Below are 19,800 nucleotides of genomic sequence, written 5' to 3'. Positions count from 1 at the left end.
GGTAACGTGGATAAATGCTCCCGTGTCGCGATCTTCCAGATAAACAGAATGCATCCCGTAGTAATAACTCATATCGAACGTGAGCGTTACATCTCCTGACACCCGGTTGCGAATAATCAGCGGGATGGTGCGAACAGGTTGATTCAGCTCGGGTAGTCCGTTAATAGCCAACTCAGTTTCACCTACTCGGGTAAATATTTCAGGCACACGATCATCGCTGTTACGGTATTTCTCGGAATCACCCTCATCTTTACCTTCAGTAGAATTGCGAGCGAAATAGATCACGGTACCATCGCGCGAGAGTCCGTTATCGGCGGTGATGCGAACAACATCCCCATATGAACTTTCACTGCTTTTAAGGCGAGAATCGGCAACACCATGAGAGCGAGCATCATTATCTATGGTAATGGTGCGATTGGCTCCCAACGGACGAACATACACAGACTGCATAGGCGGGATCAGACCCATCTCCTCCTCGTTGTAACTCTCCCCGGTAGGATAAAATGCCACTCGGGCGCCCGGAACAGCTGCACGGTTATAGGTCACAAATGTCATCGCCTCTCCAATCAATGCTCTGTACCAAATAGTTGGCTCAAAATGTTCACGATTCCATCCCGCATCGCTTTGCCAATTGATAAAACTGGGGTATGGATTGGCCATCAACTGATAACGGTTCTCCAAGAATGTTCGCTCAATTTCTCCTGTATTAAGAACCCCGGTATAGGATAATTCCATAAAGTTATCCTCCTCGTTGGTTTTATGATAATATACAGCCACACCTTCCATCTTTCGCATAGCGGTTCCATGGTGTTGCGTGAAGGTTGAATACCATCGGTCGCGATAAACATTGACCAAGGTTCCTGAGCCCTGTGCTCCGGGACTGAAATTACCAAAGGTGGCGTTCTGGATGGAACTGCCTAAATAAAACCATTGTTCTTTAGGAATTGTAAGCTTAATATTAGTCAATCCGGTAACTGCTCCATGAGTGATAACAGAGGCCATTTTGCCTATCCCAGTTTCACTTTCGATGATGAGTCCATCGACAGACTCAATATTCAAATTTCCATTTACTGTTAGCTGTCCACCGGGTAATAAGGTTAGCTGTCCTCCTTCTAAAATGGAAAGATTGTTAACCTGTGCTACCGATGATCCAGATATAGCCGGGAAAGGAGTTGTAGTTCCTATGGAAATATCTGAATTCCCTGAGGGAATTGTACCACCTGCCCAGTTTGCAGCATTGAACCAGTTATTATTGCCTCCTAAACCTGTCCAGCTATAGGTTGGAATCGTTATGGCTCCAAAAGTAACGTAATTACCTGCAACATTGGCGTTAAAACTCATGAGAGTTGACGTTCTGGCACTGCCGGCTGATTGAGTCCCGGCAACATTGGTTAATATGACCTCATGCCATTTATCAGTGAGCCATTGAACGCCCCGTAATCCTGATTCCGCAGGGTTAACCCCACTTGAAGCATCCCAACGCATTGTAACATGTGCTGTTGCACTTGCCGGCGCTTCAATGTTCCAATATTCGTTTGAACTGACAAACTGCACGGGATCCTCTTTGCTGGATATTGGCAAATCGGCTCCATTTGGCGAACTGTTAAAGTATTGAACCCGCCACATACCGGATGTATTCACATCAGATAGAACCAAACGGCCATACCTGTTTCCGTTACCAACCGGGAAATCGAATGATGAACCGCTGTTTATCCGCTTGTATAACGCCCCATCTATGTACCTTTGAGTTGAAGCGCCAACTATAGCTGCGGATGAAGCATTTAAAACACTAAAAGGCATTCCATTTTCAACTACAAGTCGCCCGGCAGAAAGCGTTAAAATCTGATCGACATCAGCACCTGTTCTGAATAATACATTACTATTATTACTAATTTCCAGACGATGGAACTTATTCGTAGATGTAAATGAATTACTGCCTTCTACCAACTGTTGAGAAGTACCGTTGAACACCACCCTTGAATTTTCACCGAAACCGGCATCAAAACTTCCTGAATTAAATAAAACATTTCCTCTAACCGAAAGAGTTCTGTTGTGTTCATTTCTTAATGATACACCATCAATGGTTAAATCTCCCAACAACTGCAAATTCAGGTTTGGCAATCTTCTTTGTCCTGTACCTGAAAGCATCAAATTATTAACTACAGTAATATCACTTAAAACATCATAATTATCACTACCGGCAAACTCTATGGTTCCACCTGTAGATGAAAAGAAGCCATCATAAACACCTGCGGGTAAATCACCTCTTTCAATGCTCAAAATACCCGTACCATCTACTTCCCCTAACCTATGACCAAAAGTTGTACCTATATTTAGTTTTCCATTGTTATTTATGGTAGTGCGGTAAGATGAGATAAAATTACCCGACACATTTACTTCATGAGCTACTATAACCATTGAACCTCTTGGACCTCCGCCGGGAACAATGCCACCAGACTCAGGGTAGGTGTCCCATGTTGAGGATTGATTCCAATCACCGGTCTGAGTAGAAATATAAGTCGGCACCTGATCCGGGATTGCCGCATTTAGCCCGGCAGTATAATCTCCACTAATGCCATCATCATTGGTTCCGGTAGTAAAAGTAAAAACCAGTTCACTATTGGGTATGTCTATTACATCCTCACCAGAGAACTTATTCCAATCTCCCGAGCCATCCGATAAAAGCCTTGCGATCTCATAATTACTTATATTGGCTATGGTTGGTTTAACATCTACCGGATAATAACGCATGCGTGCTGTTCCGGCGAAATCAGACAGTCCCTCGGCACGTAGCACCCAATGATAATGTAATACATTATCAGGGTCGGTAACACTTGGATGATGTTCCCCGGCAGGCTTCACCAACAAACTACCCCCGGTTGATGTCATTGCTGTGGCATCAAAGGTTACTGGGGTGTATTTCCCGGAAGAGCCCATTGGAAAAACATAAGTTCCTGCTCCTGATGGTAAATATCTTATTACACCATTATCGGTAAATGAGATATTGGTTTGAATCATGTTGTTTGCTGAAAATGGCTCGCCTGCTTCAATTTCGGCATCAACACCAAGTACCAACAAGTTTCTGCCAATATTAAATACCCCACGCTCCAATCGTAAACGATTGGATATTGATAGCTGGTTACCTATGGGAACATCAACTCCCGAAGGGTTATTTATCGTAAGCATCCCAAACAAACCTGAACCGGTAAGCCTTTGGTTTTCAAGCCCATTCATAACAATTCCCTTGGAAGAACCTGAATGGACATAAGTCCCATTGAACAACAGATCTCCATTAACCGTAATTTCATTGTTATTGCCAATTAAATTGCCGGAATTAAAATTGAAATTATTGTTGATGATTAAATCCGCATTATTATCCGCCAACATCAAATCAGCCGTCCCTTCTTTTAAAAGATTATAAAACTGAGTATTTCCGGTTATGAACTGATCCTTGTCTCCTTTAAATATGGTGGTATTCTGTGATGGGATGTACGTTCCAAAATTATCAAAATCACCGGTAATGGTTACAGTTCTACCGTTGGCTTTGAGGGTAGCTCCTTCATCAATGATCAGATTGTCCAGCGAATGATCTACCGTATTAAGATTTAATACAGGACTGTTTTCAGATTGATTATCGACTTGCAGGTTTTGCAATTCTACATTGGAGTAAATGCCAAATGACTGATCAGCCGCTGTCTGATCATCACCAAAAGCAATGGTGGATCCAACTCCGATATTTACCTGAGCTTCATCAACATTAAGCAACAGAGAAGAAACAGTGGCATTGGGGACAGCGTTTACAAGGCTCATACGAGCTCCGGCTGCCTGAAAGAACGATGACCCGGGTGATACCATTTCAAACACACCCCTGTTGGTTGCTCCACCCAAATTGGCATTTGTACCAATTTTCACGGTTGAGTTAACCTGGTTTTGCCTGAAGGTTAAGATACCCTCCTCTACCAGCTCTGACCTTCGTATCTGGGAACCTACCAGAAGCGTAGCCTGATGAAGATTGATTTCTGAACTGCCGGATGATGTGTATTCGATATAGTTATTTACACCCTCGTTGATAAACAGATTGGTATTAAATCCGGCTGTAAGTGCTCCATCCAACCAGATTCCGGTATTATTCCCGGACACTCGTGCTGTAGCACCGGATCCCAGATAAAGACCTGTTCCTGAAGGGATTCTAAAATCGGCACCTCCCGATGAAAGCATCACATCAATTCCACTGTTCCACAACCTTAAAGTACCGCCGCGTAAGTCAATGGCTTTCTGATCTCCATCGGTTGGACCACCAAGCGTAAATGAATCACGGAAGGTGAAGTTACGATTGGTTTGTTTATCCATGATGATGCGGTAAAGTGATGGTGGAAACGTGGCAGCACTAAGAAACTCAGCACTCCTATCTCCTCTAAGCTCTAGTATAACATTGCTTTGAAGATTATCGTTTGCAGTAAATAGATTCATATAGGATTCATTATCCCTCAAAACAATATCTCCATAAACTGCTAACCGATGCTTCAGATTGGCGATTCCCCCTTCTTCTACAACTATCCTGTTGTTTTTAAAACCATCACCATCGGTATGAATAGATAAGTTTCCATCAACCCTCAATGTTCTGGAATTCCCATTATTTGGGAAGACAATTCGTCCTTCATTATCAGTGCCAATACCACCAATTCTTAATGAATCAAGAACATGTATATCACCCCCTTCACCATCATTTAACCGCAAAGTTCCTCCAAATCTCACATTCAAATTCAGGCAAGTAATATCAGTTGCAAAAGTTACGGAGACATTATCATTCCAGCTTTCACTTGAGCCAGGGATGCTTAACCTTGGGAAACGATTTAGATGGGTAGGAGCAACAACATTCCCTGAGTTTGAACGCATGATGAAACTGGCTTCCGGATTTGTTACAAATTCACCCAAATCGCCCTCAAGAAGAGGTATGTTAGATTCATCCATTTGATATTGGATCTCTCCGTTACCGGAAATTTTGCCCGAAACTCGAAGACCTCTGTTAGGAGGAATGATTAACCTTGACATCTCACCTTCAATTCCGTTCGCTTCAGGGTTCTGTTCCAATACTAATGTTGCAATTACAACCGGATTAGAAACACTTCCAGCATTTAATGTAATTCTGTGTCTGGTATAATTTCCTTCCGTACCATGATAACCAATTTTAACAATATCGTAGACTCCAGGAGTCCTATTAGCCTGTGAACCTCCATACCCTTGCGTGGACCACGAACTATTTTGGTTCCAATTACCTTGAGCAACCCGACTATAAAAGACTGTAAGGTTGTTGAAACCATTATTTTGCCCAGCAGTAAACTCGCCTGATACCATGCCGGCAGAGGGAAAACTTACAACAGGTGAATTAACTGTGTTATTTGATCCAGTTATCCAATCTGTTGAGCCATCAATCAATCTGACACACCTCCAATTATTGGGCATTCCACCCGGCTGATAAGTAAAATTATAGCTAACAACGTTGTTATTAATTCCATCAAAACCATTATTTCTTAGCACCCAATAATAACCCAAAGCAGATCCGGGATTTGTAGCTGATGGATGGTTGTTATCAACACCATTCATAGTAATATGACCAGAAAAATCACCAGGGTTTCCATTGATTACAACATTTCCATTATTAAACCCCTTTTCAGATCCAATAGGAAAGAAAAGAACCTCTTCATTACTATAGCTCCTATTCTCCAAACTAAGGGATAACGTTAGTCCGCCATCTGATGCATTCCCCGCAGTCATAAACATACGCTCTTCTCCGAAGCTCCCTGCTGTAGGTATGGTCTCAACTATACCTGAAACAAGCAGATTGTAGGTATCAAGATTCACAATACCTTCCCTCAGATAAATATCTGAAACGGCAATATTGCTCAGCAATCTGGCACCATGGCTGTTATCTAGTTCAATATTCCCAAAACTTTGTTGTTGGGTAAGAGCTCCTTTTAGCGTCTGTTCTTCAGACTCATTATTAAGTACTATTCGCCCGGGATTGGTTGCATTAGCCAGAATTCGCCCATCAACTATTTCAATATTGCCCTCATGAAACACCTTGTATCTGAAAGTATTAAATTCTCCACGGGTGATCTTCAAATCACCCTCAATTTTAATTGCTGTATTATTTATTTCCTCAGGATTGGTAGTTCTACCGGTACTGCCCAAAGAAACTGACCTAAATATAGAAGGGTTCCATGCCTGATCTTTTGCTATGTTTACATTGTTGAAGACCAATGGAGCAGGGACAGAATTATTTCTTGCGAGGATATTCCCCGACTGAGTACCATAAAAATGAGTGGTGTTGGTTCTTGCGTTGTACTGACCTCCGTTACGCAGGTCAAAATGTCGGCCAATGTATAAATCATACACATCTGATCCACTTTGGGCATCAAGTAATGCATTAGCATGTATGATCAGGTCCCTTTCAACTTTTAAATCACTCATTAACCTAACCGTTGAAGTACCTGAAGTGTTATACCTTCGGATCTCCAGATTCCAAAAATTAGCATTGGAAGAAATCTCAAAAGTTCGATTGTTTGGAACATCAACAATGATGGTTCCTCCCGTAACATTAAAGTTGCCTTCGGTACTTGGGATGTATAATCCATTTACATCTCCTCCACCTGTATCATTTAAAATAATCTGACCACCAGACATATTAAACACCGAGGTTTCACTATCGAAACCAAAAATGGCATAGCTTGAGGATTTCTCAGCTGCTTCTGTTACATTTCCCCGCACCCTAAATAATCCTCCGGTCTGGGTAAATGATGTCTTTCCTCCTCCAACAGCACCACTCCGGAATTGGGCAACATCAATTTCTCCGCCATCAATACGTACTTGGGCATAAGCTTCTGACCAGAAAATAAATCCGGCACTGTTTCGCGTTCCAAAGAAACCATCAGAGATCCTAAAAGCACCATAAACAGACATAGCCTGATTACTTCCGCCTGTAGCAACACCCACCGCAGTTGATTCAAAACCGGGAACTTGATCCTGATTAGAGGCTGTTGAATAAACTGCAACCCCGGCACCGGCAATCCATAATGCTCCATTTTGCCCAATGGCATAATCGCCGTTGCCACCAGAAGCATTACCCTCAGTAAGTGTAGGGATATGTATTTCACCAGTCAGTTTAAGAGTTCCGGACCTAATCCATAATGCTTTCCGAACTTCCGGATTGGCAGCAGAAAAAGGACTGGAAGTTACACGACCTGCATTGTTGGAGCCATATAAAGTAAAAAAGTCATTATTGTCGCTGTATACTTCCAAAGTATAAGTACGGTCGATACCTTTTTCCAAAACCAGATTGTATAAATCAGTAACTCCATAAAGCTCCATGGAGTTGTTTGTTTCCCCATAGAAACGCAATGTAACGGCTCCATTAGAGGCAAACTGATTGTAAACCGGAGCGGTAAGATTTGTAAATCTTACGCTTCCTCTGTTTATGAAATCACCTCCCACCCTAAATTGATGAAAGATATTATGATACTGACCAATTGGAGGCATGGTGCCTCCAATGGAATATGAACCTATGGTATTTCCGGTTCCGGTAGAAATATTCCCCTGACTCTCTACATAAACATTTCCCTTTACATCAATATTAAGAATTGATGTTGAGCTGTTATCATTAATTCGAATACCACCTCTGTCAATTTTAAGATAACCTTCAACAGTCAGATTGTTTAGAAGCGTGATAGACTCCGCAGGATTTGACAATTCTACCTGAACATCATAAAATGTTCGGGCATTGGTAATGCTATAACTGCCTCCATAAAACTGAACCGTGCCTTCACCTCTTCCTTTTCCGGTAAAATGAGAGGCATCTCCGTCCGGAAAGTTATCGGCAGCCATAAGAATACGCCCGGTACCTCTTATTTCTCCAAAAGTGTGCCCCTGAGTTGTTCCCAAGTCTAACCGCCCCTCAACGACAAGCCGACTTCCAATCAGATTGTCCTGATTAACCACCACTGTTCGCCCGTTACGAACCACCACATTGTCACTGGCCTGCTGAGGATAGCTATTTGTAGGATTATTGGGCAACATTCCGGCCGGATCAAGCGTCCAGATTTGCGGGTCAGTCCACTCCCCACTCACAAGCGTGTACCATGTAACTCCATCCTTTCCAATTACAGGGCTTGCAAACTGGTCAGTAGTTCCTAACGTGTAATAACCATCCTGGAGTGTATTATCAGGCACATCAAATTTAACCTGAGTATTGGTTCCAAAAGAAGCATCAACCCCCGGCACAACAGAATAACTGCCTGAGGCAGTTGAACGGTATAAAAGCACATAATTCTCAATATCTGAAGGATAGTTACCGTTTAATATTCCTTCGGAGAGATCAAAAATGAGTGATGCATTAAAGTTTCCTGCTTTGTGCAGGTAAAAATCTTTTTTCCAACGTTCCTCAACGCCCACAGGTAAATCGGTAAAAACAGGTGAATCATTTACCTCATCATTAACAGAAATAAAAAGATAATCGCCATTGTTAAAGCCTCCGTTTTCGCGGAGGTAAAAACCACTAACCGAAGCTTCGGTGTGAAAACCATCGGACTCCCTACCTATTCCGGCCATATTTTCCCGATAACCGGCTGGAGGGGAGAAAAGGTTATTGTTGATGGTAATATCATACTTCAAAGCGAGATATTGCGAAACAATCTGCATTTGAGCTGTGTTCAAAGCAGAGCGATAAATTATAAATTCAGCGACATCAACATCATGGTATCCTGTATTATATCGACCTAACGCTGCTCCATTCCATGAAGTGAGCTGATTTGCAACATTTCTGGCTCCCAGAAAACTGTTATTTTGAAAGTTTTTACGGTGTGCTGTTGAGAGCGATGAGTTTAATGATGTAGCAAAAATCCCATAGGTATCTACAGTTCGGCCTCCTGAGTGGGGCTGAGCCGCTGCCACCATATTTGTCTGGAGGTCGTTTCCCCAGTGGTGCGAACGTATCTGAGTGTCGTTGAACCAATAAACGTGCAGGTTAGTATTTGCTCCACTACCCGTTCCCCCAAATAGTGCTTTAAAAGTACTGTTGCTTCTGCGTTTCCCTACAAACAGCACAGTGTAATCGCTGTTGGCAATCACATTACCATCAAATGACAGAAAATCGTTAGAGCCATCAAATGAAACAGCAGATCTACCATTTATTTGATCTATAAGAAACCTAGGTCTTGAATCGGCTACAGATTGCTCTGCATGATTTTCATTTCCAGACTCATCCGGCCATATATCAACAAAATCGTTATCGGATAATTCAAGCATATCCGCATTAAACCAAATAACATTTTGTGGCTGCCCATTTTCACCAGAGGCATTTCCAACACCACCCGGCCCAGATTGAGCATACAATCCGGTAATTGCTCCTATGAGCACCATTGATATTAGAGAATATCTAAAGTAGATTTTTTTCATGGTGCAAAGATTATATAAAAATTAGAACTTTGAATAATTTCAGACAACGAAATAGGCATCAAAATACCTTTTTATTTTCTACGTAACATAAAAAAGAATAGTTACAAATAAATGTCAGAAAAACATTATATTTACATATTTTAATATATACACCTGCCGTCTGTTAGAGCTAAAAATGAGAATTAATGGATGAAGGGTGACAAGGTAGAAAGGAGATGAAGCGTAGCGGAATTCAGCATAGCGGAACCGGAAACCGGAGTTCCGTAAGGCGGGATAAACCACATAAAGCATATAAGATTTTAACCACAATGGGCACTAAGAAGACACAGAGGTCTCTATAAATTCATTGCGCACTTTGTGTAATTCTTTGTGAACTAAGTGGTTGGACTTTACCATATAAGGCATATAAGATAGGGTTAATAGTTTAAGTTTGACACCATGAACCATAAACTCAAAACTCTTCAACATTTCTTATCAACCTAATGACCTAGTAACTTGCCACCTTTCAACCTTGTTACCATTTAAAAACAATAGAGGACCTTACATATCGTGAAGCCCTCTATTGTCTTAACTCTTATATTATTCTCAGCGTCTTAGCGTCTCTGCGTTTAATCATCTGACCCCCACTACCCGCTCACTCTTCACCACATCGCCGGCAGTTACACGTACAATGAATATGGCACTGGTGCGTGGAAGCACCACCAAAGTACGACTGCTGCGAGCCAATGTTTCGCTCACTTTTTGACCTTCTATAGAGAACACCTCAATGTTAGCTTCCCCCATTTGAAGCAATTGCGAATCAATGCTTACCAAAACTTTTCCGGCAACGCCATTGATACGAATACTTGCGGCTGCACTTGGATCTTCCATCTCAGGTTCCAAATCTGTGGAGACCATATAGAAGTGAAGCACGAAACGATCATCCCGTTCGCCCGGTTCGCTCACCGTATAAACATACTCGCCTCCGGCAGTAACATGGATAAAAGCCCCCGTGTCCCGATCCTCCAGGTAAACAGAATGCATCCCGTAGTAATAACTCATATCAAACGTGAGAGACACATCACCTGGCACCCTGTTGCGAACAATCAGCGGAATGGTGCGAACAGGTTGATTCAACTCGGGTAATCCGTTAATAGCCAATTCTGTTTCACCTGTCCGGGTAAATATTTCAGGCACTCGCTCATCATTGTTGCGATATTTTTCGGAGTCACCTTCATCAATACCTTCAGATGCACTCCGAGAAAAATAGATAACTGCTCCATCACGAGTCAGTCCGTTATTGGCAGTAATACGAATAACATCACCATAAGCGTTGTTACTGCTCTTTAATTGTGATTCAGGTAAGCCATGTACTCGTGCCTGATTGTTTACTGTTATTGTTCGATTACTTCCTATTGGACGTACGTAAAAGGATTGCTTAGGTGGTATTAAACTCATTTCCTCCTCATTATATTCTCCACTATCAGAAAATAATGAAACACGAGCTCCAGGAACAGCCGATCTATTAAATGTAATATAAGTCATTGACTCTCCAATTCGGGTTCTATACCAAATAGTAGATTCAAAATGTTCTCGCTCCCATCCTGTGTCATCTAACCAGTTAATAAAGCTTGGATAGGGATTTGCCATTAATTGAAATCTGTTTTCAACAAAAGTTCGACTAATCTCACCGGAATTTAACTCTCCCATATAGGAAAGCTCCATTAAGTGATCCGATTCAGAAGTTTTATGATAAAAAACAGCTACCCCTTCCAGCTTTCGCATAGCTGTTTCATAATGTTGAGTAAAAGTGGAATACCAGCGATCACGATACACATTGACAAGCGTTCCAGAACCTTGAGCTCCCGGACTGAAATTACCAAAAGTAGCATCTCGGATGGCACTTCCTAGATAATACCATTTCTCTTTGGGTAGAGTTAATTTGACATTCGCATCTCCTGTAATTTGACCATATGTTATTAAAGAGGCCATTCCGCCTTCCTCATAACTATTTTCAAGAACCAATTCTGCATCATCCTGAATGATTAAATTACCATTGACAGTTAAACGTGCTCCGGGTTTAAGGGTAAGCACGGCACCGTTTTCGATAAGAAGGTTGTTCACTTCAATAACACCTGAATAAAAAGAAATTTCCGGATTATTACCAGATGGTTTTATCCTAACATTAGATTGAATATCAGGCAAAGAGCCACCCCAGTTACGCGTATCAGCCCAATTAACATCAATGCTTCCAACCCATAAAAACCGATAACCACCAATGTTCACAACATCAGGTAACACTTTCTCAGCAATCGCAAGTAAATCTTCATTTCCAGACTCATTCTCTAGAAAATCATCAATATCTCCATACTTGTTCGCTATTGGAGAATAGGCATATTCATGATCAGCATCCGGATCCAGTAAATATAAGTTACTATTACCATTAGGAGATTGAAACCCTCCTCCCTGAAATTTAAATGTTCCACCTATGATAAGTTTCCCCGTATTTGATAAAGCACCATTAGTAATCGTAAAATCTCCTTTAACTACCATATTCCCATTTATGAAGATTCCTGCACCAGTAACATTAACATTTCCATGTACGATCAGCGTTGCTCCTTCTTTAACATTTAATGACTGTGATGCAGTAAGATTACCAAAAATTTCAACATAGGCTCCATTTTCTATCACGTGCCCACCCCATTGAGCAAGGATGCAATTACCGTTATTTACAGTAAATCTGCCATTAATAGTAACACGTGCCGGATTAAAATCTCCTGTTCGGGTAATAACTGCACCACTAACAATTGTCATTGTCTGGCTTGTGATTCCAGTAACTGGGGGCTGATTTCCATTCCAACTTGAAGCATCCTCATAATTTCCTTCAATCGAGTTGCTTACAAACTGCCCTGCGGACTCACCAATAGCCAGCATGCTAAGCACTAATAAAAATCCCAATTTCTTCGTGTATATCTTCTTCATACCTTTGGTATTAAATACAAAATCATTTTTCAATATCAGGACAAACCTCTTAAACATATTTTTATCATTGTTGTTCAGAGTGTCCGTTTGAAGTTTTATACGAAAAAACAGAGTGACTTGTTTCATTTTTAAATGTTAAAAACTAAAAACAAACAACAATTGGTCTGAAAATTGAGACCATCAACCACGCACCCCTTAACACCTTATCTATTAACACTATAATACTAGTAAAAACACAATTCAGATCAATACAATTTGAATAATCAAATTGAACCATCATCATACGATTAACATAATTATATCACTGTTGGTGTTTTTTGCGCATTGTTTTACCTGATTGTTACAAATAAGTAATAACTTTTTTATATTATTGTGGCCTGAACCACAATTACATGTCGCCATTTACTGAAATAGAATATTTGTCCTGGTTAGAGGAACTGCTTAAGCACGGGAAAACCGTGCAGGTACCGGTAATTGGCATGAGCATGTTTCCCTTTTTAATGAAGGACGATGTGATACAGGTAAGCCCCATTGGATATGATGATTTAAAACCAGGCCAGATTCTGATTTTCACCCGTGAAAACAGATGGATTGCCCACCGGCTCATTAAATCTGAAAATGGTTTTTGCTATACCCGGGGAGATGGAAATGCAAAAGAAGATGAGCCCATCCCTTTCAAGGATGTAAAAGGTGTTTTATCCGGCATAGGCTCATCACGCTGGATATTGGCAAAATATAGCTTTGGGAGAATCGGCAAAGTGCTTATCAAAACGGGAGTGGTAACGGGGCCGACATTCTGGTTTCTGGGAATTCTCTCGTATAAGATTCTGTGTTTGTATAGGAGGGTTTTAAAGGTTGGAGGGTAGGAAGGTTGAAAGGTGACAAGGTGATTAGGTAAAAGAGTGAAGTTGATAAGTTTTGAGTTGATAGTTGATGGTTTTAAGTTAGAGGTTTAAGGTTTAAGGTTTAAGGTTTGAAGTTTGAAGTTTGAAAACATTGAACTTAGAACATTAAACATTGATCTTATATGCCTTATATGGTAAAAAAAAACGTCAATTTTAACAACAATGGACACAATGAAAGGCACAACGAACACAATGAAAAACCTTATTTGGTTGAATTTAACCAGAGATAACACAGATTCCTATTCACGTCTTCAGGTCATTTATTAATAAAAAAGAGGCATAACACGTATGCCCCTTCTGATTCTTCAATACCCTTATATATCATATATGCTTTAATTCCAGACACCCTGTTACCTTGTCACCCTGTTACCCTGTCACCGTAAACTCCGCTTTCCGCTTTCCGCTTTCCGGTCTCCGGTCTCCGGTCTTCCAACCCTTACCTAACAATCGTCTGCTCCCTATCCGGCCCCACAGAAACTATAGAAATAGGTATTCCCAATTCACGCTCCAAATAATCGATGTAAAGATTTAACTCCTCGGGAAATTCGTTTTCGGAACGCACACCGGTGAGGTCACACTTCCAGCCGGGCAATTCGGTGTAAACCGGTTCAAGGTTTTCAGGCAGTTCGTAGGGGAACTCCTCAAAAATTTCATCATCAATTTTATAGGCTGTAGCCACTTTTATGGTTTCCAGATCGCTTAACACATCGCCTTTCATCATGATCAATTTGGTCACGCCATTAATCATTACACTATATTTAAGAGCAACCAGGTCAAGCCAGCCGCAGCGACGTGGACGTCCGGTGGTTGAACCAAACTCATTTCCATTTTTTCGCAGATTTTCACCCACCTCATCAAACAGTTCTGTTGGAAAAGGGCCACTTCCCACACGGGTACAGTAGGCTTTGAATATTCCAAACACCTCGCCTATTTTGTTGGGAGCAATTCCCATTCCGGTGCAGGCTCCGGCACATACGGTATTGGAAGATGTAACAAATGGATAAGAACCAAAATCTATATCCAACAAAGTTCCCTGTGCACCTTCAGCCAGAATGGATTTCCCCTCGTTGATGTACCCATTCAGTTCATGTTCACTGTCGATGAGCTTAAATTTCTTTATATTTTCGATGCCCTCCATTAAACCAGCCTCAAACTCCTCAATGTTATAATCGAAATCATACATTTCAAGCAGTTTTATGTGTTTCTCCTTTAGGGCAGCATATTTTTTATCAAAATCGTGTAGAATATCTCCCACTCTCAGACCATTCCGACCTGTCTTATCCATATAAGTGGGTCCAATACCCTTCAGGGTAGAACCAATTTTAGTGTCGCCTTTAGATGCTTCCGAAGCGGCATCCAAAATGCGGTGTGTTGGTAAAATCAGGTGTGCTTTTTTTGAAATATATAAGTTTTTGGTCAAATCAAAACCTTTGGCCGACAGCCCGTCAATCTCCTTTTTAAAACTGACCGGATCTAAAACCACACCGTTTCCGATGACATTAATAATGCCTTCACGAAAAATTCCTGACGGAATATTATGAAGAACAAACTTCTGATTATCAAACTCCAGTGTATGTCCGGCGTTTGGGCCTCCCTGGAAACGGGTAATCACATCATATTTTGGGGTTAAAACATCCACCACTTTACCTTTTCCCTCATCGCCCCACTGCAATCCTAATAAAACATCTACCTTCATTATTTCTATTTATTTGGGCTGTTAGTTAATAACAGCCGGAAAACTTTTGGACAATAAAAATCGGAAAACCGTCCCTTTCAGGGATGACTTTCCGATGTGTAAAATTAGATATTATAAATGGGATAACGAGTAAAAAATCGATTTATTTTTTAACCTGTCTTGTCGAAACCATCTTGACTCCACAACTGTAAAGGATTTGAGCTTTTAATTTTGTAAGAAAATGACTACTCCTGATCCTGGCAGGCTGAACATGTACCGTAAATGTACAGACTGTGGTGCGACACTTCAAAATTCATGACTTTGGCAGCATTGTTAAGCACCATTTGAACGGTTGGGTCACAAAACTCAACAACACCTCCACATTTCATACAGATAAGATGGTCATGTTGTTTCGATTCAAAAGCCTTTTCAAACTGCGCAATGTTCTTTCCGAACTGGTGTTTAATCACCAGTTTACAATCGAGCAAAAGATCGATGGTGTTATAAAGCGTGGCTCGGCTCACCCGGTAGTTTTTGTTTTTCATAAAGATATAGAGTGATTCAATGTCGAAATGACCATCACGGGAATATATCTCCTCCAGAATAGCGTAACGTTCGGGTGTTTTCCGGTGTCCGTTTTTTTGAAGATATTCAGTAAAAATCTGCCTTACGGCATCTTTTGGTTTAACCTTATCCATAATTAATCCTATTAAAAACAGAGAGCTGCAATATAGGAATTTTTCAGAATATCTGAAAGCAAATAAGTTTTTAAGGTTACTCGGTTGGAGGGTGGCATGGTAAAAAGTTTACAAGGGTTGTGGATTAAAGTTGACGAGTTATGAGTTTATGGGTTATGGTTGAGTATTTTTTGAAAGATTGGTATATCGAATCTCCTTATAATTTGGGGTGTTAGCCCCTAAGAGTTATGGTAAATGAACTACTGATCGAATGTGTGAAAATTTAACCACGGTGTTCACAAAGGTTTACACAAAGTTCGCAAAGAATCACTTAGTGTCCATTGTGTCTTCTCTGTGATCTTTGTGGTTTAAAAAAGTTTGAAGTTTTAGGTTCAAGGTTGACTCAACTTTGAACTTAAAACTTCGAACATTAAACTTATGTGTCTTATGTGGTAAAAAAAAACTACGCATTAATTCTCTCCTGGCGGGATACATTGTGTACCCCTTTTATGCGTGAAATATTAAATATGAGATTATTCAAATCCTCTGTATTATGGATATATAGATAGATGGTCCCTTCAAAAATGCCGTCGTGACTGTCGAAATGAATGGAACGCATATTAACATTCTGGTCGTCGGAGATGACTTTGGTAATTTTGCTGACGATACCAATCTGATCAATGCCGGAGAGATTGATCACCGCCAAAAACGAGAGTATTTTATGTGACTCCCAGCTGGCTGATACGATACGATTACCGTGGCTTGACATCAATCTGATGGCAACCGGGCATTTACGGCTGTGCAGAATTAATTTCTCCTTATCGTCGTGATATCCTACCACATCATCGCCGGGAATGGGATTACAGCAGGGTGCGATAAGATAGCTTTCATCGTCCATCTGATCTGAGACCACCATTTCGTTGGGCTTAGATGCTTTCTCGGTGCTGCGACGACCGGAGCGAACCCCGCTTTGGGTTTTCCCAAAAGATAAACGCCAATACCTCACCCATTTGTTGGTGGTTTTATCGCTGAGAATCTTTTGAAGATTATCCAGTCTGATGAGATTTCTTGAGATTTTAATATAGAGTTCTTCCTTGTTGGGAAGGTTATAAAAATTCTGAAGTTTCTTCAGAATTTTGGCATTGATGGTCAACTTTTTTTTCTTAAGCGCATCTTCCAAAACACTTTCACCCCGCTTAACCATATCCTTACGCTCTTTTTTGAAAGCATCTTTAATACGTGTTTTGGCCTTGGCTGTGGTCACATAACTCAACCACTCATATTTTGGCGTCTGTTTTTCCGAAGTAAGAATCTCTACCTGATCGCCACTTTTTAGCTCATGGCTCAATGGCACCAATTTGTAATTCACCTTGGCACCTATGCATTTATAGCCGATATTGGAGTGAATTTCGAAAGCTAAATCAAGGGTAGTCGCGCCTTTCGGCAGAATCTTCACATCCCCTTTAGGGGTAAAAATCATCATTTCGGCGCTGAACAAGTTCAGTTTAAAATCGTCCAGAAATTCCAACGAATCGGAATCAGGGTTTTCCAGCACCTCCCGGATGCGTTTTAGCCAATTATCGAGTTCTGATTCCTTGTCGCTCTGCCCTTTATATTTCCAATGTGCTGCAAAACCTCTTTCAGCAATTTCATCCATACGCGCACTGCGAATCTGTATTTCGACCCACTTGCCATCCGGCCCCATAAAAGTGGCATGCAACGCCTCATAACCATTGGCCTTAGGAACACTTACCCAGTCGCGAAGCCGGTCGGGTTTCGGTTTATATAAGTCGGTAATGTAAGAATAGATATTCCAGCATTGCGATTTTTCAGGAATGGCAGGTTTGGGTTGAAAAACAATGCGTAAGGCCAACAGATCATAAATCTCTTCGAAAGGAATCTGTTTCTTTTGCATTTTAGTCCATATTGAAAATATGGACTTTGGTCGTCCTACTATATCAAATTCATATCCCTCCTTCTTGAGTCGGTCAATAATCGGAAGAGAAAAACGATTCAGTAGTTGTAGATTTCGCTCCTGATACTCTTTTAGGTCATCAGAAATCTCCTGGTATATACCTGGATGTTCATATTTAAGACTCAAATCCTCCAGCTCAGTCTTTATCGCATAAAGACCTAAGCGATGAGCCAATGGAGCGTAAATAAACAGGGTCTCCCCGGCAATTTTGAGTTTTTTATGCTCCGGCATGCTGTCCAGAGTACGCATGTTATGAAGTCGGTCGGCCAGTTTAATGAGAATAACACGAACATCCTCAACCATGGTAAGAAGAAGTTTGCGGAAATTCTCAGCCTGCTTGGATTGAGTCTGATCAAAAGCACCTTCCAGTTTGGTAAGGCCATCCACAATATTGGCAACGGTATCACCAAAAATTGTTTTTATGTCGTCAACAGTATAATCGGTATCCTCCACCACATCGTGCAAAATGGCAGCAGAAATACCCTTTGGCCCCAAACCAATCTCTTCGGCAACAATGCGCGCAACAGCCAAGGGGTGAGTAATGTATAACTCACCCGATTTTCGGCGCACCCCCTTATGCGCCTCCAATGCCAACTCAAACGCCTTTTGAATAAGCCGGTAATCTTCCGGTTTCTGACAACGGTTACAAATTTTCAGAATCTCATCCAGCTCCTGCTTGGCTTCCTGCTCTTCCAGTTTAAGTGTTTCCTCCGACATATAGATTGATCGTTAGACTATTTAGATTTTAGACTATTAGATATTAAGAATAACAAAATCCCAATCAGCGGAATTTCAAAATAGCAATTTAGTCACTTTTGGTCAACTATTTTCCGGCAACGACGACATAAAAGTCGTCGGGGTTCAAATACTTTTCGGATAACTGCATGATACGTTGCTGATCAATTTTGGTTATCTCCTCCACCATTTTTGCATAAAAAGTAAAATCCAAATCATATTCCCACAATGATCTGAATATATCCGATGTTGAAAAAGGGCCATCAAAATTGCGCATCAATTCCCCCAACATATAATTTTTAACAACCTCTAATTCATTTTCAGGCACAGGTTCTTTCGTTAATCGAACCATCTCATCAATGATGGCACCAACGGCAGCCTGCCGCATTTCGCCCATCACCTCTGAGCCAATAACCCACATCCCGCCATTTTTATAGGCTACAATATTTGAACCAATTCCATAGGTAAGCCCTTTCTCTTCGCGAACCGAAGTCATTAGCCGCGAGCCAAAATACCCTCCCAAAATGGTATTCACAATTTGCAGGGGAATAAAATCAGGGTGATTATTATTAAAAAGTGGCCGGCCTATGCGAAGAGCCGATTGCAAAGCCCCTTCCTTTTCTATGAGATGCACCTTTTGTCCCAAAGGCTCAATCTCGCCAACACCATTTAAATTGACCGTTCCGGGGAGCCACTGTGAGGAACCGAAATACTTGACCAACAAATCTCCGATTTCATTTCCCGGTTGGCCGGATACAATGATTCTACATCCTAAGGGAGTATAGGCATTTTTGTGAAATTCAAACAATTCATCCCGGGTCAGCTCATCAAAATGAGACAATTTCAAAGTTTTTCCATAAGGATGGTTTGCTCCGAAAACAACCTCGGGAAACCGCCTTGCTGCAATGGTCTTCACCTTTTCTGAGTCGAGAATATACTCCTGTCGTCGTTTATTAATATAGATATCTGTTTCGCGCTTATCGAAAGCCGGATTTTTAATAATATCTTCTACCAATGGCAACATATCCGGAAGTTCTTTGGTCAGACAAATCAGTGTAACCACCGTGTTGTGGTAAAAAGTCTGGGTGCTAAGGTACGCACCATAAAAATCGAGCATACCGGAAATCTCCTGAGAAGTCCGACTCGTGGTACCTTCCATCAACAGGTTTCCAACAGTGGATGCCAATAATGGTTTACCCGCCTGCACAGCTCCGGCCGGAAACATCCAGTCGATTTTTGTCACGTCCTGGCTTCCGGCTGTTATCATTGAAACCTCAATGCCGTTGGGCAAACTCAAACCGGCAACCGGCAAAAAACCGATCTGGTTTATGGTTTCGAAGGCCGGCCCTTTCGACCGGTCTGGTTTTATGTGCATATAAAAATTCTTTTGTCTGTTTGTTGCATATTTCGATTTCAGCTTAA

The 19,800-nt window shown here is 41.3% G+C and carries 6 protein-coding genes and 1 pseudogene; 1 reads left to right on the top strand and 6 read right to left on the bottom strand.

Features of this window, described 5'->3' with window-relative positions; translation table 11 throughout:
* Both B5X70_RS04480 and B5X70_RS04475 read right to left on the bottom strand, forming a co-directional pair.
* A pseudogene (locus tag B5X70_RS04480) lies at window positions 1–9,450 on the bottom strand (hypothetical protein); the annotation flags it as partial.
* 612 nt (window positions 9,451–10,062) lie between these two features.
* Complete coding sequence (locus tag B5X70_RS04475) at window positions 10,063–12,537, bottom strand: hypothetical protein (RefSeq protein ID WP_079556679.1); 2,475 nt, start codon at window positions 12,535–12,537, stop codon at window positions 10,063–10,065.
* Between the two features lie 266 nt (window positions 12,538–12,803).
* On the opposite strand from B5X70_RS04475, the gene B5X70_RS04470 reads away from it, so the two are divergent.
* Window positions 12,804–13,277 (top strand): S24/S26 family peptidase, encoded by a 474-nt coding sequence (locus B5X70_RS04470; protein WP_079556678.1) that lies wholly within the window; start codon window positions 12,804–12,806, stop codon window positions 13,275–13,277.
* Window positions 13,278–13,752: 475 nt separating this feature from the next.
* Here the strand turns inward: B5X70_RS04470 and B5X70_RS04465 are convergent, their stop codons facing one another.
* The 4 genes from B5X70_RS04465 to B5X70_RS04450 all read right to left on the bottom strand — a co-directional run bounded on the left by B5X70_RS04465 (window position 13,753) and on the right by B5X70_RS04450 (window position 19,753).
* Complete coding sequence (locus B5X70_RS04465) at window positions 13,753–15,012, bottom strand: adenylosuccinate synthase (protein ID WP_079556677.1); 1,260 nt, start codon at window positions 15,010–15,012, stop codon at window positions 13,753–13,755.
* A gap of 224 nt (window positions 15,013–15,236) precedes the next feature.
* Complete coding sequence (locus B5X70_RS04460) at window positions 15,237–15,689, bottom strand: Fur family transcriptional regulator (RefSeq protein WP_079556676.1); 453 nt, start codon at window positions 15,687–15,689, stop codon at window positions 15,237–15,239.
* A gap of 442 nt (window positions 15,690–16,131) precedes the next feature.
* Window positions 16,132–18,360: a RelA/SpoT family protein gene (locus tag B5X70_RS04455; protein WP_079556675.1), complete on the bottom strand. Its 2,229-nt coding sequence runs from the start codon at window positions 18,358–18,360 to the stop codon at window positions 16,132–16,134.
* 106 nt (window positions 18,361–18,466) lie between these two features.
* On the bottom strand, window positions 18,467–19,753 hold the full coding sequence (locus B5X70_RS04450) for a M16 family metallopeptidase (protein ID WP_079556674.1): 1,287 nt from the start codon (window positions 19,751–19,753) through the stop codon (window positions 18,467–18,469).
* Between the last annotated feature and the right edge of the window lie 47 nt (window positions 19,754–19,800).

Origin of the sequence: Alkalitalea saponilacus (assembly GCF_900168165.1) — a bacterium.
Lineage (GTDB): Bacteria > Bacteroidota > Bacteroidia > Bacteroidales > Marinilabiliaceae > Natronoflexus > Natronoflexus saponilacus.
Note: the sequence above shows the minus strand (reverse complement) of the source record. Positions and strands in the feature narration are given on the sequence as shown.

Excerpts from the sequence above, each read along its gene's own strand:
- B5X70_RS04470 (WP_079556678.1), top strand. The coding sequence starts at position 12,804 with ATGTCGCCATTTACTGAAATAGAATATTTGTCCTGGTTAGAGGAACTG.
- B5X70_RS04475 (WP_079556679.1), bottom strand. The coding sequence starts at position 12,537 with ATGAAACAAGTCACTCTGTTTTTTCGTATAAAACTTCAAACGGACACT.
- B5X70_RS04450 (WP_079556674.1), bottom strand. The coding sequence starts at position 19,753 with ATGCACATAAAACCAGACCGGTCGAAAGGGCCGGCCTTCGAAACCATA.
- B5X70_RS04465 (WP_079556677.1), bottom strand. The coding sequence starts at position 15,012 with ATGAAGGTAGATGTTTTATTAGGATTGCAGTGGGGCGATGAGGGAAAA.
- B5X70_RS04460 (WP_079556676.1), bottom strand. The coding sequence starts at position 15,689 with ATGGATAAGGTTAAACCAAAAGATGCCGTAAGGCAGATTTTTACTGAA.
- B5X70_RS04455 (WP_079556675.1), bottom strand. The coding sequence starts at position 18,360 with ATGTCGGAGGAAACACTTAAACTGGAAGAGCAGGAAGCCAAGCAGGAG.